The sequence below is a fragment of the Chryseobacterium sp. WG23 genome (assembly GCF_024586575.1).
In the GTDB taxonomy this organism is placed as follows: Bacteria; Bacteroidota; Bacteroidia; order Flavobacteriales; family Weeksellaceae; genus Chryseobacterium.
Window position 1 is genome coordinate 250,066 of sequence record NZ_JALCZE010000001.1, and the last position, 17,053, is coordinate 267,118.

Consider the following 17,053-nt stretch of genomic DNA (forward strand, 5'->3'; position numbering starts at 1 on the left):
CTATGAGAAAAGAATAGCTGTTACAGAAGTACGACTACACTTTAGTGTAAAATTACTATGACCCGTTCATTTTTTCACCTTTTTCTTATTTATGACTTCACTTTATTGTTAAATTCGCAATAACTAAAACCTTTAAAACTAACATTAAGCATGAAAAACACTAAGCTATCCGGCTTGTCTATTGACGAGCTCACCAAAGAAGATAAAAAGCGGTCTGCTATATTTATTTCGTACTGCATTATTGTAGGAATCATGATTGTCGCTTCAATTTATGCAACGCTCAGGAACGGTTTCAGCATCATCAGTTCCCTCCCTATATTTTTCATTCCTATGTATCTCACCATATGGAATAGCCAGCGGGAAATACGTAAAGAGATCAAATCCCGAAAGTCCAATTAAAAACTTTTTACAAAATGCAGAATAGATGGTTAAACTGTACTTTTCAAGAGTCTTATGATTCCCTTTACTTTTATGCTCTTCGTAATGCTTATTGGGTATTTATCCGCTTTTATCGCTACAGTATTACCTTAATTTAAAAACTAAATCATAAAAAAGCCTTCCAAATTAGAAGCCTTTAACACCATATCAACTATAATAAATACATTATTATTCAAATACACTTCCTTTTCTCCCAGCTTAAATTATCCGTTTACATCCAGCTTAGCAGAAGTATTCGGAGCAACAGTGCCAATTCCTACATTCGCATTATTATTTCCCAAAACAATGGCATTGGCCTGTGAAGTGGTCGCTCCATATCCTACAGCTGTTGAATATTGTCCCAGAGCATTCGCTCCGGAGCCTACAGCCGTTGAATTTTCACTATTGGTAACAGCATTATACCCTACTGCCAATGACTGGAAACCTCCTGCAGAGGAGTTGTTTCCAATAGCTGTAGATTCATTTTTACTGGTTTGGGCATTGTATCCTATTGCTGTAAATTTAAACGTGTGTTCACCTAACAAAACAACTTTTGATATGATCATTTACCATTCCGGTCGCCTGCATATGAGCATATACAACGGTAGACCCCATAAATTTGAATCCTCTTTTCTTCAGATCTTTAGATATATTATCTGAAATTTCTGTGGTTGCAGGAACATCTGCCAAAGTCTCAGGTTGATGATCTATAGGTTTTCCGCCTACAAAATTCCATATATATTGAGAAAAGCTCCCGAATTCTTTTTGTACCTCCATAAATTTCTGCGCGTTGGTGACGGCAGCCAGTATTTTCAGCCTGTTTCTGATAATCCCGGAATCATTCATTAATTCTTCTATTTTATGCTCAGAATACACAGCCATTTTCTGATAATCAAAATAGTCAAAAGCTTTTCTGAAGTTTTCTCTTTTGCTGAGAATCGTATACCAGCTTAAGCCCGCCTGAAAGCTTTCAAGAATCAGAAATTCAAAAATAGTTTTGTCATCATATACAGGTCTTCCCCATTCCTTATCATGGTATGCTCTGTACAGATCATCTTTTTCACACCATCCACAACGAATTTTTTCCATAGATTAAAAATTTACAGGTTTAAAGTTAATATCCATTTTAGAAAAAATAAAAAAAGATTATGAAAAATTTAACAATATCACATCTTTTTAGGAATGGTTATTGTTTATTTACTAATACACAATTCAAATTACAAAATATAATATTATGAACAATTCAGAGTATAACAAAGCGGAAAATGCAGTGAACAATGTAGAGAACTCTTTACAGAATGCTTCAGATCAGGCCAAGTGGAAAATCAATGAATTGGCAGACAGAGCCAAAGATTATATTAATGAGAAGAGGAATAACGATCAGGAAGCTAATCAGGAAGACTGGTTAGACAGGGTAAAAGCTAATGTTTCAGATGCCTGGGAGGATATCAAAGATAAAGCAGATGAGGCCTGGGAAAAAACCAAAGATGCAGCAGAGGATGTAAAAGCAGAATGGAACAAGAAAACCAATTAATAATTTCAGTCATATAAATATTTTCAATAAAATGGAGTCTTAAATTGATAAGGCTCCATTTTTTATTATGTCATAACCACAATTATTGCTACATTTGTATTTCAATAAACATTAAAAAATTATGTCATACGGTTTACTTAAAGGCAAAAAGGGGATTATTTTTGGAGCCCTTAATGAACAATCTATCGCATGGAAAGTTGCTGAAAGATGTCATGAGGAAGGTGCGGAATTCATCTTATCTAACGCTCCTATCGCTTTGAGAATGGGAGAGCTTAATGGTTTAGCAGAAAAAACAGGTTCTGAAGTGATAGCTGCTGATGCTACTTCTATAGAAGATCTTGAGAAACTTTTTGATGCTGCAACCGCAAAATTCGGAAAAATAGATTTTATCCTTCACTCTATAGGCATGTCCGTAAATGTAAGAAAAGGAAAACATTATACTGAAATGAATTATGACTGGTTAGAAAAAGGTTGGGATATTTCAGCTGTTTCTTTCCATAAAGTAATGCGTGTAGCTTGGGAGAAAGACTGTATGAATGAGTGGGGAAGTATTTTGGCCCTAACTTATATTGCAGCTCAGAGGACTTTCCCTGATTACAATGATATGTCCGATAACAAGGCTTATCTTGAAAGTATTGCAAGAACTTTCGGAAATTACTGGGGGGCGAGAAAAGTACGTGTTAACACAGTTTCTCAGTCACCTACGCCTACTACGGCAGGTAGTGGTGTAAAAGGTTTCGGAGGTTTCCTTGGATATGCTGAAGATATGTCTCCGCTAGGAAATGCTACAGCTCTTGACTGTGCTAACTATTGTGTAACTTTATTCTCTGATCTTACTCAAAAAGTAACTATGCAGAATCTTTTCCATGATGGTGGTTTCAGCAGCTCAGGGGTTACCCAGAAAGTAATCAGCAAGTATGATGTTGAATAATTAAGAAGATATTTTTACTTATAAAATAAGAATCGGCGGCCTCAAAGAGGCCGCCGATTCTGTTAAAAATAATATTAATATGAAGTTATAAAATTACGGTCTGTATAGAATGGGCAGGCGCATTCAGCTTGGCAGCCATTCCTTCTATCCACAGATTTGTTTCGATATCGTTGTCCGAATCATTCATAATTACGGTTACCAGTTGTCCGTTTTGGTTCATGAAAGCAGTAGAAGTCAGGGCTGCTCTGTTAGAAGAACTTCCGATTCTCTGGGCATTTGGTTTAATAAATTTTGATACATGTCCTACGTAGTAATATTCATAGGTATAATGTACCTCTCCTGTTTTGGTATCTGCAATAATGGGGGCAAAACAGAAGTTCCCTTTATGATTGGGGCCTCCTGTTTCATCCAGCAGGATATTCCAATCAGTCCACAATGCATTTCCTTTATTGAAGTCGTTAAGCATATTTTTCCCGTACAGCTCACCTAAGCTTACATCATAGATCTGGTCCATTTTGAACTGTTCTTTACAGCCTTCTGTAAACGCCAGAAATTTATCTGGAAAAGCTCTGTGGGTTTCTGCTAAATTATCAAAAAGCTGGGTTTTATTATTCCATGTTTCATACCAGTGATATCCTATTCCATGGGCATATTTTGAAGTTTCAGGGTCACTCAGGGTGGTGGTTGCTCTTTGATAAATCAGGTCTCTGTTATGATCCCAGATCATTACTTTTTTATCTTTATATCCATTTTTCCAAAGTGTTGGCCCCAGATTGTTTTTCAGAAACTCACCTTCCTCCTCTGCGGTATAGATGCATGATTCCCAGCTTTGTGTTGCCATAGGCTCGTTCTGAACGGTTAATCCCCACACATTAATCCCTCTTTTCTCATATTCTCTGATGAATTGGATATAGTAATCTGCCCAGGTTTGGTAATACTGGTTTTCCAGCCTTCCGCCTTTGTATAAACTCTTATTAGACTTCATCCAGGCGGGTGGACTCCAGGGGGAAAAATAAAACGTAAAGTTATTTCCTATTGCATTTTTTGCTTCTTTAATCATAGGAATCTTATACTTTTCGTCGTGGGCGATATTGAAAGATTTCAGAGAAGTATCATTATCTGCCACATAGGTATAAGAGTCGCTGGAAAAGTCACAGGAGTTCATATTGGTACGAACCACGGTATACCCCAGCCCATCTTTACCAAAATAAGCGTCTAAAATTTCTTTCTGCTTATTTTTAGGCATTTTGTAGAAAGTTTCAGCCGAAGCATCGGTAATGGCCCCACCTATTCCTATTAATTTTTGGTATTTAAAGCCTGGAGCCACAAAAATACAGGCTTCTGTTTCCTTAGGCTGGCCAAATTTTTCAAACTTTACAGATCCTTTATCAGTCATTTTTTCATTGACCTTAGAATTGGTAAGAATTACTTTAGCTGTTTTTCCTTCATTTTTCTTCCAATAGTTTTGCGCATGAGCATTGAAAACAACACCTACAACAAAACAGCTTACAATTAGTTTTCTCATATTTTTTTCTGTTTTTGGACCTATCGTCCTCTTTTTCATTATTTATTTTGATAGACTCTTACATAGTCTATATAATACTTCTGTGGAAAAACAAGATCATCAATTCCCTCTTTTCCACCCCACATTCCTCCTACTGCAAGATTTAAAATGATGAAGTAAGGCTGGTCAAATGGCCATGCTCCATAGTTTTTTTCTTTATTCTCGTAGGTGAAAAATTTTTGTTCATCTATATAAACATCTATTTTTTCCGGCGTCCAGTATGCTTTATAGACATGGAAGGCATCGCTTACATCCTTCTGTGTTCCCTGAATATGGTTGTACTTTTTAGTGTGAACAGAAGCATGTACATACCCCTGATTAAAGCCCACGTGCTCCATGATATCCAGTTCGCCATCATCCGGCCATTTCTTCATATTTTCGCTCATCATCCAGATGGCAGGCCATGTTCCGCGGCCTTTGGGAAGTTTTGCCCTGACTTCTATTGTTCCATACTGAAAAGCAAATTTCCCTTTGGTTAAAAGTCTTGCAGAAGTATATTTATTGTTTTCCCAATTTTCTTTTTTAGCTTCAATGATGAGATTGCCTTTTTCCATTCTGGCATTCTCAAGTCTGTTTTTAGTATAAAACTGAGCTTCCTCATTTCCAAAACCGCCTCCTCCGGTATCGTAATTCCATTGTAATGAATCCGGAAGTCCTTTTCCATTAAATTCATCATTCCAAATGAGGTTTCTGCCAGAATCCGGTCTGTTTGAAGCACAATTGAGGACAGAAAGGAAGAAAGCTCCTCCTGCACATATTTTGATGATACTTTTAGCTTTGAGATTCATATGGATTAGGTTTGTTTCGGCTAAAGCCATTTTCTGACCTCTTAAACAGGTTAATGTTCACTTTTATTGAGTTGAACTTTATTTCACCCAATTAATTCTTTTTGTCTGAACATTTTGAGAACTGGTTCCGATCATGATATCAAATTCTCCACTTTCCCAGTCAAATTTCAGGTCTTCATCAAAAAACTTCAGCTCTTCGGGTGTCAGTTTAAAATCTACTTTTTTACTTTCTCCTTTTTTGATGAATATTTTTTGGAAGCCTTTCAGTTCCTTCACTGGCCTTACTACTTTTCCGAAAAGATCCCTGATGTAAAGCTGTACCACTTCTTCACCGTCATATTTCCCTGTATTGGAAACGGTAATGCTGATGTTCAGTGTCTGATTTCCTTTAAGACTTGTTGAACTTAAAGCCATATCAGAGTATTTAAAATCGGTATAGCTCAGGCCATATCCAAACGGATATTTTGGGTCATTATCAAGATCTATATAGGCGGAGACATAGTTTCTGTCTGTATTATTTTTTGCAGGTCTTCCCGTATTAAAATGATTATAGTACACAGGGATCTGCCCTTCTGTTCTCGGAAAGCTCATCGGAAGTTTTCCTCCAGGATTCACAGTGCCAAACAGAACGTCTGCAATAGAGTTTCCTGCTTCCGTTCCCAGCCACCATGTGTACATAATCGCTGGAATATTGTCTGATGCCCAGTTGAAAATCAGAGGTCTTCCGGCATTAATCATCAAGATGATAGGTTTTCCCGTTTTGGCAATTTCTTTCAATAGCTCTTCCTGAACGCCAGTAAACCCGATATTGCTTCTGCTTTTTGCTTCGCCGCTCATCGCATGGCCTTCCCCCAATGTCATAATCACAACATCAGATTTTTTTGCCGTTTCTACTGCTTCCGAAAACTGACTTTTATCCTGATCATCAACATTACAGCCTTTTGCATAGACTAAAGTGGAGTTTTTATCGAGTTGATTTTTAATTCCATCAAATTGTGAAACAATTCTTTGGTTATCATCTTTGAAAGCAATAGACCAAAATCCGTGATTGGCAACAGTCTCTTTAGCGAAAGGACCAATCAGAGCAACTGTTTTTACTGTTTTTGAAAGTGGAAGAATATTCCCCTGATTTTTAAGAAGAACAATACTCTTTGAACCAAATTCTCTTCCGAATTTTCTGTTCTCCTGATTATCGGTTTGTTCTTTCTGTCTCTTTTCATTGCTGAACCGGTAAGGATCATCGAAAAGGCCCATTTCAAATTTTTTAGTTAAAATTCTCCCTGTCGCATCATCTACCAGTTTTGGATCTACTTTTCCTTCTTTAACCAATTTTGGAAGTTCTGCCATGTATACACGGCTTTCCATATCCATATCACTTCCTCCCTGTATAGCTTTTTCTGCGGCTTCGTAAGCATCTCTGGCATAGCCGTGAGGAATCATCTCCCCGATACTTCCCCAATCTGAAACCATAAAACCTTTATAATTCCATTTTCCCTTTAAAAGGTCTCTCTGTATATATTTGTTAGCTGTAGCCGGAATTCCGTTAATGTCATTAAAGGAATTCATGAAAGTAGCTACTCCTGCTTCTGCAGCAGCTTTGAATGGTGGAAGATACGTTTCATTCAGCTGTCTGAGGCTCATATCTACGGAATTATAATCTCTCCCACCTACAGCTGCTCCGTATGCTGCGAAATGTTTTGCACAGGCCATCACTGCATCAAGACTTCCCAAACCTCTGCCCTGAAATCCTTTTATCCTTGCTAATCCTATTTTTGTCCCCAGGTAAGTATCTTCACCGGAACCTTCCATTACCCTTCCCCATCTCGGATCTCTGGCGATATCCACCATTGGCGCAAACGTCCAGTGAATACCATAAGCAGCCGCTTCCGTAGCAGCTATTCTTTCTGATTTTTCTATCATCCCCAGGTCCCAGCTTGCCGCCTGTCCCAGATTCACAGGAAAAGTGGTACGGTATCCATGGATAACGTCCTGCCCGAATAGTAAAGGAATTTTTAACCTTGACTGCATCGCCAGTTTCTGAAATGCCCGAGTTTCTTCCGATCCTGCCACATTCAGCATGGAACCGACTTTACCTTTTTTAATTTCCTCTAAAACAGCTGCAGAATTAGACTGCTGAGGTCCTGTAGCATATTCAAAACCACTATACTGAACCATCTGCCCCACTTTTTCTTCAAGGGTCATTTTAGACAGCAGCTCTGCTACTTTCTGATCAATTGTTTTCTGCCCGTAAGTGCTCATTCCCAATGTGGAAAATGCCAGTAAGAAATAAACTCTTTTCATGATATCAAAAATTAAAAAATAAAGGTTGCTGTAGAACGTCCTGAAATTGTTGCAGCAGCGGTTTTCCCGGCAAATTTAATATTAAAATTTTCATCTGCTTGGTTATCGTTCTGAACAATTAAAACTATTTTCCCAAATTGAGTCTTAAAAGCTACTGTGGAAAGTTGACCGGTCTGTGTGGAAGCGATACGCTGAGAACCTGCAGGAACAAATTTCGAAGCATGTGCAATAATATAGTAGGAAACATTTCTTGTAAAATTTTCACTGTCAGAAACGGTAATTGCTCCTTTACATTCTGTACATCCGCCATCTGTGTGGGGCTTATACTGAGGATCGTTTGCCAGATTCCATTCCAAAGCTATTTTACTCCAGTTTCTCATAGAACCGATGATTACATTTTTTGTGTGCCAGTTCAGGTCTTCATTAAAAGTTCCCTTTGCACCGGTCCACTGCTCGGTAAAATACAGGTTTTTTTCAGGAAAAGCATCGTGCACAGTACTTAAAGCAGAGATCTCGCCTTCATATAAATGAAAAGCAGACCCGTCAATATACTGATAAGCATCAGGATCTTTCAGAATATCAATGGCATACTCTGGTTTATTACAGTTGTGGTCGTAGACTACAATTTTAGTATGGATTTGATTGGTTTTAAATTCCGGACCTAAATGATTTTTGATAAAATGTCTTTGCTGTTCGGAAGGCATATATAAACTGGGATTATTTCCCGGATGCAGAGGTTCATTTTGAGGTGTAACCGCATCAATATAAATCCCCTCTTCCTTCATTTCCTGAATATATTTTACAAAATACCGGGCATAAACACCATAGAATTCAGGCTTTAAGCTTCCCCCTTTTGATTTTCCATTATCCTTCATCCAAACCGGTGGAGACCATGGCGCTGCAATAATCTTAATTTTAGGATTAATTGCTAAAATTTCTTTCAACATGGTAATCAGAGCTTTATCCTTTGCCAGACTGAATTTCGAAAGACTAGCATCTGTCTGCCCTTCCGGAAGGTCATCGTAAGAAAATACTTCTCCATCAAGATCTGAAGCCCCTATGCTTAACCTTAAATAGCTTACAGAAATTGAATTTTTACCGTTTCCAAAAAGCTCATTGAGTAGAGCTTTTCTTTTTGAAGGTGACAGCCGGTTGATTACTTCCACACTTCCCCCGGTTAATGTGTATCCAAATCCATCAACATATTGAAACTTTTGAGAACTATCAATTTCAATATTCTGATCTTTATTGGAACCATTTCCAAATTTGAGAGGAGTCTGCAGCTGTAATTTTACACTTTCATCACCTTTTGTGAGCCAATACTGGACCTCATCGCCTTTACCCCCAGCTACCGATGTGCATGATAAAGGAAAAAGTACCACACCACAAAGTAGTGCGGTACCTCTAAAGAAACTATATAAGTTGTGAAACTTCATGTTTAGTAACCTGGGTTTTGCTTAATCAATGTGTTAAGAAGCTCGTTATAAGGAATAGGTAAAAGCTCATTCCTGTTAGCCTTGAAACCTCTTGATGCTAATTTGGACGGCGCATCACCCCATCTTACAAGATCAAACCACCGGTGTCCTTCCCCGGCAAGTTCTCTTCTCCGTTCATCTTTAACAGCCTGCAGAGAAACCGGAACTGATGGGAGCCCAACTCTGGTTCTTACAGCATCCAGCAACGCCTGGGCTCTTGCTCCTGAACCATTGAGCGCTTCTGCTTCCATAAGATAAGTGTCTGCAAGTCTTATTACGATGTAATTTCTGCTGTAATTAAGCTCCGGTGCTCCCGGAAGGTTAGATACTTCGTCTCTTGTAGGAAGATATTTATTCAGAAAATACCCGGTGTCATTATGAGCCGGCGAATATTTGATTTCACCATTAGCTGTCAGCTGTTTGGCATTTAATATCGTGGATTTTAGCCTTGGATCACCAGCCATAAAGTTGTAAAGGTCTTCTGTGGCAGTGTTAAATGCCCAGCCGGAAACAATATCCGGTGCTGAAGTTTTCAGCCTGTCATAACCTCTTGGCCCAATCATAATACAGATAGAGTTTCCCTCATCTTTTCCCTGCCCCCAAAAAGGCCAGTCGGAATTCCCTTTATTGGTGTGCATGACTTCAAGAATTGATTCTGTGGTAAATTTATTCCCGGCCTTCCACAGATCATCGTAGTTGGCTACTAATTTATACCCATATTGACTGGCCTGTCCCGGTGTTCCGTTTACTTCTGCAAATTGAGCGGCGGCCTGTGCTTTTTTATTGTTATACAGATATATCTTACCTAAAATAGCCCGCGCTGTTCCCTGGCTGATTCTTCCCACCTCAGCTTTGTTGGTAGGGGCTATGGATAACGGAAGGTCATTAAGGGAAGCCTCAATATCGGATTCAATTTGGGTGTAAACAGCCTGAGGATCTGCCTGAGGAATATTATAAAAATCGTCTGTAGCTGTGATAGGTTTTAGAATCAAAGGTATATTTCCGAACATCTTCAGAAGTTCAAAATAATACAATGCTCTTAGTGTTTTAGCTTCAGCAATGAACCTGTTTCTGGTCTGATCATTCATTTTAGCATCAGGGATACGCTGAATCAAAAGATTGGCTCTGGCAATTCCCTGGTAAAAATCATTCCAGTAGGTTTTAGGAACCGAAATCTGATCAATGGAAAAATTAGAAAAACTTTGTATCCCGGCCCCATCTGTAGGACTTCCGCCTCCGGAGTAAAAATCATCAGAACCTGCATTAAAGAAGGTTACTGTATTTTCAAAACCTCCGGAATATTTTCTGAGAAGATCATATACCGATACTAAAGCACTGAAAGACTGCTCTTCGTTCTGGAAATAGTTATTGGAGTCAAAGGCTCCTTTATTCTGTACATCCTCGATGAATTCATCACCACATGAAACGGAGCTGAATCCGATCCCTGATGTAAGAACGACTAATAATATTGTTTTATAGAATCTGTTTTTCATGTTGTTTTTTTTAGAATTGAATATTGGCTCCAAATAAGAATGTTCTGGCTTGCGGATAGTAAGCTCTATCGATACCGTAAGAATCATTTACTGCAATCTCAGGGTCATATCCTGTATACTTTGTAAATGTGAACAGGTTTTCCCCTGTTACGTAAAATCTGATTTTATTGGCTCCGAAGCGTTTGGAAACATCTCCCGGTAAGGTATATCCCAACTGTACCAGCTTAATCCTCATAAATCCTCCATCCTGAAGATAATAATCAGACATTTTAGTATAGTTTTTATTATCATCGTTGGCATCCAGTCTTGCCACAGTATTCGAAGTACCAGGGCCTGTCCATCTGTCAAGAATTGTAGTCTGATAATTGCTGTAGAAAAGATCCAGTCTTCTTAATCCCTGGAAAATTTTATTTCCTCCCTGTCCCTGGGCAAATATCATCAGGTCAACATTTTTATAGTTAAGATTCACGGTAAGCCCATATGTAAATTTGGGTACGGAACTTCCTAAATATTCATAGTCTTCATCACTGATTTTACCATCACCATTCACATCCGTTCTTCTAAAATCACCAGGTTTAGCACCTGGCTGGATAAGATCTCCATTGGCATTTCTATAGGAATCAATCTCTGCCTGAGTCTGGAAGATACCTGCATTTTTGTATCCAAAGAAAGAACCGTACGGCGATCCCACCTGGAATCTTGTAACAGGACCCATAGACTGGAATGAAGCAAAGTTTTCATAAATTTTATCATCTTCAAGCCTGGTTACCTCATTCTTTAAATAGGAGAAATTCCCATTAACAGAAATTCCGAAATCATTCCAGTTCTTTTTATATCCTAAAGCGATCTCTACCCCGTTGTTATCCATATCTCCAACATTCCTCCATGGTCTGTCCGGAGCTCCTACATATCCAGGAATGTCTACCTGACGAAGAATATCTGTTGTTTTCTTTTTAAACCAGTCTACAGTTAAAGTAAAGTCCTGTAATAATTTCAGATCTGCAGCAATATTCAGCTGTGAAGTTTCTTCCCAGCGAAGATCCGGGTTTTCTAATGTTGTCGGAGCATATCCGATCACGATATTATTGTCGCCATAGGTATAGTTACTACCGGATTTAAGGAAGTTGGCAAATCTGAAGTTCTCAATAGCATCATTTCCTAAAACCCCATAGCCTCCTCTGAATTTTAACGTGTTTACGATTTTATTTTCAGGCCAGAAATTCTCATTAGAAACATTCCATCCTACTGAAAATGCAGGGAAATTTCCCCAATGCTGTCCTTTTGCAAATTTAGAAGAACCATCTCTACGGATTGTTCCCGTAAAAAGGTATTTGTCTTCGTAATCATAGATCACCCTTGCAAAATAAGATGCTTTATGCGTCTGAACTCCGTCATTGGCAACGGTAGAACGGTTCTCCTGAGGAACATCAAAGTTAAATGATGCATCTTCCCAGCTATTAACAGGAAGATTAATATAAGTCGTATTATTTCCTGAGCCTATATTATAATAATACGCCCCCTGTCCTATCAATACACTTAAGTTATGTGCTCCCCATTTATTCTGATAGGTCAAAGTATTTTCAGTATTCCACTCCAGCTTTCTGTTACTTTCTCTTAAAAAGCTGTTAAAAACAGTATTTCTGGAGTTTGTATTCAGATAGTATTTTGGGGTGAACTGTTCTTTGCCCCAATAGGAAAGCTTTCCGTTTAAAGTTGTTTTGAATGTAAAATGATCCAGAAACTTCAGTTCTGCAAACACATTGGCTACAAAATCATCCGACCAGTTGTACTTTCCTAACTGGGTTTGTTTGAAGGCCAGCGGGTTGGTCATTTCGTTTTCCACGATAGTAGATACACCGTATGGGTTTCCGAAAGCATCCCTGATCAGGTAAGGAGAAAGACTGGCATTGTTATATGGGCTTGTATTCAACAAAGCAGGATCTGTCACCACTACCGGCGTTATAGGATCCAGGTTGATTACGGAGCTCAAAGGACCTCCAAACTCATCATTGGCATTAACGCCTTTGGTCTTTTGATGGGTATAAGATAAAGTCTGCCCAATGGTAAGGAAATCGAAAACCTTATGGGTGGAATTTAACCTTACATTCATTCTTTTATAGTTGGAAATATCTCTCAGGACAATTCCATCCTGCTCATAATACCCAAATGAGGAATAAAAAGTTGATTTATCATTTCCTCCGCTGATACTGAATTCATGAGACATTCTTTCAGCTGTATTAAAGGCTACATCCTGCCAGTCTGTTCCTGTTCCAAAAGATTGGGGGTTGGTAAAACGTGGATCCTTTCCAGCATTCGTCAGGGCTTCGTTGATGATGGTTCCATATTGGCTGGCGTTCAGAAGATCAAGCTTCTTGGCCGCTGATCCTACCCCATAAAAACCATTATAACTTAAGTTCATCTTACCCTTTCTTCCTTTTTTAGTAGTTACCAGGATAACTCCTTTCGCCGCAGAAACTCCATAGATCGCAGAAGATGCTCCATCTTTCAGAATTTCTATATTCTCTATATCCGACTGGTTAAGCCATGCAATATTATCTACCACGATACCATCCACTACCCATAAAGGATCATTACTTCCGGCTCCAAAGCTGGTAACACCACGAACTCTTACCGTAGCAGCAGATCCCGGCTGTCCGGAATTGGTAACTACAGAAACCCCGGCTGCCCTTCCCTGAAGAACCTGTTCAGGCTTGCCCGAAGGAATATCTTCAATATCCTTGGCTCTAACACTGGATATGGCTCCTGTAACATTACTTTTCTTCTGGCTACCGTAACCAATCATTACGATCTCGTCTATTTTGTTTTCTTTAGAAAGCGTGTCCTTCACCTTAGTCTGGGCACTGAAGTTAGCCGTAAAATAGAGGACGGCAACCAATCCTAAGCTTCTTGATATTCTTACATTCATATACAGTTATTATTTTAATTCTCAAATTGAGACAATAAAAATATATTTTTTTTTAATTAATTAACATTACATTAATAAATATTTTAATTTTTCGTTTATTTTTAAGGGTTAGAAGCGTTATCTTCGCACTAATATTTCATAAAAAGCAATAAAAATCCAATAAAATCGGTCCCCAAAATGAACGTCAAGCTTTCCAATATTTCTCTTCCGTTAAAATTGACTTTTCTTATTTTTTCGATGGTATTGAACTGTATGGGGCTTATTATTCTTCAGCTTTCTGAGGCTAAAATTACCTATAGTGAACTGGGGCTTCTGGAGTCATTCAAGGACTTACCTATTGCATTTATTTCTCTGTTTGCTGTAAGTTTCATTAATAAAACAGGAACAAAAAAGGCGTTAATCCTGGCTTTGAGTATTGTAGGCGTATGTTCCTGCCTTCTTCCGTTCATTGAAGTATTCTGGTTTTATAAATTATGGTTTGCCATCATCGGGGCCTGTTTTGCCATTGGTAAAATTTGTGTTTTCGGAATTATCCGTAATAATATTTCTGATGAAAAATCACTGGCTAAAACCATGAATAATGTGGAGGCTTCTTTTATGATCGGAATATTTGTGGTCAATACAGGCTTTGGCTGGCTGATCTCAAGCTCCTATTCCCAATACTGGAAATTTGGTTTCTTACTTATAGCGTTAGCCTGTATCATCACCATTATTCTATTTGCAAAAGCCGATATTTCAGAAGCTAAGCAGCTGGAAAACAAAAGCATTGTCTCTGAGTTATCAGGGCTGGCTACACCACAGGTTCTGCTGTTTCTGGGAGTGGTCTTCTTTATTGTATTTGTGGAACAGGGATTCAACTCATGGCTTCCGTCATTTTACAAAAACCACCTAAAGGTCAATTCATTTTTTGCCCTTCAGGCCACCTCTTTCCTGGCTCTTTTCTCTTATGCCGGAAGAACGGTAACCGCCAATATCATCAGAAGGTTTTCATTACCCGGTTATTATATTTCATGTATATTTTTAATCCTTGCCATTCTTATAGCCATTGTAGCCATACAGTATTTTGATGCGGAAAATTCAAAGGTACTATTGTTTTTGTTTCCGGTTATCGGGTTATTTTTATCACCCCTCTACCCTGTTATCAATTCTAAAATGATAGCCCAGACTGATAAGGAAAAAGTAAATCTCTTTACTTCACTTATTGTCATATTCTCTTCTTTGGGTAGCTCCGTCAGTTCAATTATTATGGCTGTCCTGTTTGGAAAACAACTCTTAAGCTTCTATCCTTTATACATATTATGCTCTGTAATTGTGCTTTTTACAATTAGTTTGTTTTATTTTAAAGTATCTAAAAAGAAAATATAGAAAATAATTTTATTTTTACTGTCATGAAAATCAAAGACACAAAAAATAAAGAAACCCTGCGGGAACTTATTGACACAAAAGATTTTGTAGCTCATATATCAGTAGACTGTACCATATTCGGATTTCATAATAATATTCTGAAAGTACTGCTCCTGAAATATCATGATCTTGATTTGTGGTCACTGCCTGGTGGTTTTGTATTCAATGATGAAGATCTTAGGGAAGCTGCCGAAAGAGTACTGTATGAAAGAACGCATTTAAAAGGGCTGTTCTTAAAGCAGTTTCATACTTTTGGTAGAATTGACCGTACAGAAAATAATGTCCATCAGATCCTGCTTCGGAATAAAGGAATTGAAGTACCCAAAGACCACTGGATTTTTCAAAGGTTTATTACGGTAGGATATTGCAGTCTTATTGATTTTTCAGTCGCCAATACTTTTCCGGATGCATTTAATGAAAGTTGTGAATGGTTTGAAGTCAGTAAATTACCGAAAATGGCTTTCGATCACGACAGGGTGATAGAAACCGGATTGGAATACCTCCGAATGAATATCAATACAGAAGCTGCTGCAAGTAATCTCCTTCCCGAAAAATTTACCATGAAAGATCTTCAGGCGCTCTATGAGACTATTTTAGGTCAGAAATTCAGAAGAAATAATTTCCAGCGGAAGATTTTAAGCTTAAATATCCTTGACAGGCTGGAGAAACTTTATGATGGCTCTGCTAATAAGGCTCCGTACCTGTATAAATTCAAAAATGAAGTCCACAATTCTACCAATCAGTATCCTATATCTAATGATGAGGAGGAATAAAAAGGTAAAATTATTTTATAAAATCAAAAAAGTAACACTATATCACTGAAAATCAGCATTAATCTAAGTTTTTAAAAAAATTTTTTTAACCACCCGAAAAATGCTATTTTTAACAAAATCAAAAAAATCATGTCATATTATCCTCTTACAAGCATTCCTGATTACTATGGAATTGATGCTTTACTTACTGAAGAACATAAACTGATCCGCCAATCTGTAAGAGACTGGGTTGAGAGTTATGTAATGCCGCAGATTGACCAGGCAGCTCAAAACCATACAGATCTTCCCGGCCTTATGAGGGAATTGGGGAAAATTGGTGCTTTAGGTCCTTATATCCCTGTTGAGTATGGCGGTTCAGGATTAGATCAGATTTCTTATGGTCTTATTATGCAGGAATTGGAAAGAGGAGATTCAGCGGTACGTTCTGCTGCTTCAGTGCAGAGTTCTCTGGTGATGTTTCCAATAAACGAATTTGGTTCTGAGGAACAAAAAATGAAATATCTTCCAAAGCTTGCTTCCGGAGAAATGATAGGATCTTTCGGACTTACTGAGCCTAATCATGGTTCTGATCCAAGCTCTATGGAGACCTATTTTAAAGATATGGGAGACCACTACCTTTTAAATGGTGCTAAAATGTGGATCACCAATTCTCCTCTATGCGACATCGCAGTAGTATGGGGAAAAAATGAGGAAGGAAAAATACAGGGATTAATCGTTGAAAGAGGAATGGAAGGCTTCACGACTCCGGAGACTCATAATAAATGGAGCTTAAGGGCTTCAAAAACAGGTGAACTGGTATTTAATGATGTAAAAGTTCCGAAAGAAAACCTGCTTCCGGGAGTTACAGGATTAAAAGGACCTCTGTCTTGTCTTAATTCTGCAAGATATGGAATTTCATGGGGTGTCATTGGTGCTGCTATCGACTGTCACTGTACAGCAGTTCAGTATTCTAAAGAAAGAAAACAGTTTGGGAAACCCATTGGATCTTATCAGCTTCAACAGAAGAAATTAGCTGAATTCTTAACTGAGATTACAAAGGCACAGTTATTATGTCTTCAGTTAGGAAATCTTAAAAACGAACATAAAGCGACTCCTGCACAGATCTCTATGGCTAAACGTAACAACGTAAAAATGGCTATTGATATCGCAAGAGAATCAAGACAAATCCTTGGAGGTATGGGGATCATGGGTGAATTCCCGATGATGAGACACGCCGCCAATCTGGAATCTGTCATTACCTATGAAGGTACCCACGACGTTCATTTGTTAATCACCGGTTTAGATATTACGGGAATTAATGCTTTTTAAATAAAAGGTAAAATATAATCTGAGAGCCTGGCCAATTGGTCAGGCTCTTTGTATTACTCACTTTCAAGAGAAGTTATATTCGGTGAATAGTTATTGATGTCGTAATATTCTAATCGATTCTTTAAAAATATTACCTTAA

Annotated in this window: 13 protein-coding genes; 5 read left to right on the forward strand and 8 right to left on the reverse strand. The window is 38.2% G+C overall.

What is annotated here, in order from left to right; all coding sequences use genetic code 11:
• Nucleotides 1-641 precede the first annotated feature (641 nt).
• Together MP477_RS01160 and MP477_RS01165 are read right to left on the reverse strand one after the other, a co-directional pair.
• A complete protein-coding gene (locus MP477_RS01160; protein WP_257188839.1) occupies nucleotides 642-962 on the reverse strand; it encodes a hypothetical protein in 321 nt (106 codons plus the stop codon).
• Nucleotides 952-1,506, reverse strand: a complete 555-nt coding sequence (locus MP477_RS01165; protein WP_257188840.1) for a DNA-3-methyladenine glycosylase I — start codon at nucleotides 1,504-1,506, stop codon at nucleotides 952-954. The genes MP477_RS01160 and MP477_RS01165 overlap by 11 nt, the downstream gene beginning before the upstream one ends.
• 145 nt (nucleotides 1,507-1,651) lie before the next feature.
• Between MP477_RS01165 and MP477_RS01170 the strand changes: the two genes are divergently transcribed.
• Nucleotides 1,652-1,951: a hypothetical protein gene (locus tag MP477_RS01170; RefSeq protein ID WP_230038923.1), complete on the forward strand. Its 300-nt coding sequence runs from the start codon at nucleotides 1,652-1,654 to the stop codon at nucleotides 1,949-1,951.
• A 121-nt stretch (nucleotides 1,952-2,072) separates the two neighbouring features.
• Entirely contained in the window at nucleotides 2,073-2,882 is an 810-nt protein-coding gene (locus tag MP477_RS01175; RefSeq protein ID WP_047495453.1) for an enoyl-ACP reductase, read from the forward strand.
• An 85-nt stretch (nucleotides 2,883-2,967) separates the two neighbouring features.
• On the opposite strand, the gene MP477_RS01180 is transcribed toward MP477_RS01175, so the two are convergent.
• From MP477_RS01180 to MP477_RS01205, 6 genes are all read right to left on the reverse strand, one after another.
• Nucleotides 2,968-4,407, reverse strand: a complete 1,440-nt coding sequence (locus MP477_RS01180) for a glycoside hydrolase family 30 beta sandwich domain-containing protein (protein WP_257188841.1) — start codon at nucleotides 4,405-4,407, stop codon at nucleotides 2,968-2,970.
• 38 nt (nucleotides 4,408-4,445) lie between these two features.
• Nucleotides 4,446-5,234 (reverse strand): glycoside hydrolase family 16 protein, encoded by a 789-nt coding sequence (locus tag MP477_RS01185; RefSeq protein WP_257188842.1) that lies wholly within the window; start codon nucleotides 5,232-5,234, stop codon nucleotides 4,446-4,448.
• A 78-nt stretch (nucleotides 5,235-5,312) separates the two neighbouring features.
• Nucleotides 5,313-7,535, reverse strand: a complete 2,223-nt coding sequence (locus MP477_RS01190) for a glycoside hydrolase family 3 N-terminal domain-containing protein (protein WP_257188843.1) — start codon at nucleotides 7,533-7,535, stop codon at nucleotides 5,313-5,315.
• Nucleotides 7,536-7,546: 11 nt separating this feature from the next.
• Nucleotides 7,547-8,971: a glycoside hydrolase family 30 beta sandwich domain-containing protein gene (locus MP477_RS01195; protein ID WP_257188844.1), complete on the reverse strand. Its 1,425-nt coding sequence runs from the start codon at nucleotides 8,969-8,971 to the stop codon at nucleotides 7,547-7,549.
• 2 nt (nucleotides 8,972-8,973) lie between these two features.
• A complete protein-coding gene (locus tag MP477_RS01200; RefSeq protein WP_257188845.1) occupies nucleotides 8,974-10,503 on the reverse strand; it encodes a RagB/SusD family nutrient uptake outer membrane protein in 1,530 nt (509 codons plus the stop codon).
• Between the two features lie 10 nt (nucleotides 10,504-10,513).
• Nucleotides 10,514-13,429, reverse strand: a complete 2,916-nt coding sequence (locus MP477_RS01205; RefSeq protein ID WP_257188846.1) for a TonB-dependent receptor — start codon at nucleotides 13,427-13,429, stop codon at nucleotides 10,514-10,516.
• A 177-nt stretch (nucleotides 13,430-13,606) separates the two neighbouring features.
• Here MP477_RS01205 and MP477_RS01210 point away from each other — a divergent pair, with 177 nt between their 5' ends.
• From MP477_RS01210 to MP477_RS01220, 3 genes are all read left to right on the forward strand, one after another.
• Nucleotides 13,607-14,794: a sugar MFS transporter gene (locus MP477_RS01210; protein ID WP_257188847.1), complete on the forward strand. Its 1,188-nt coding sequence runs from the start codon at nucleotides 13,607-13,609 to the stop codon at nucleotides 14,792-14,794.
• 23 nt (nucleotides 14,795-14,817) lie between these two features.
• On the forward strand, nucleotides 14,818-15,606 hold the full coding sequence (locus tag MP477_RS01215; protein ID WP_230035637.1) for an NUDIX domain-containing protein: 789 nt from the start codon (nucleotides 14,818-14,820) through the stop codon (nucleotides 15,604-15,606).
• 129 nt (nucleotides 15,607-15,735) lie between these two features.
• On the forward strand, nucleotides 15,736-16,914 hold the full coding sequence (locus MP477_RS01220) for an acyl-CoA dehydrogenase family protein (RefSeq protein WP_230035635.1): 1,179 nt from the start codon (nucleotides 15,736-15,738) through the stop codon (nucleotides 16,912-16,914).
• Nucleotides 16,915-17,053 lie beyond the last annotated feature (139 nt).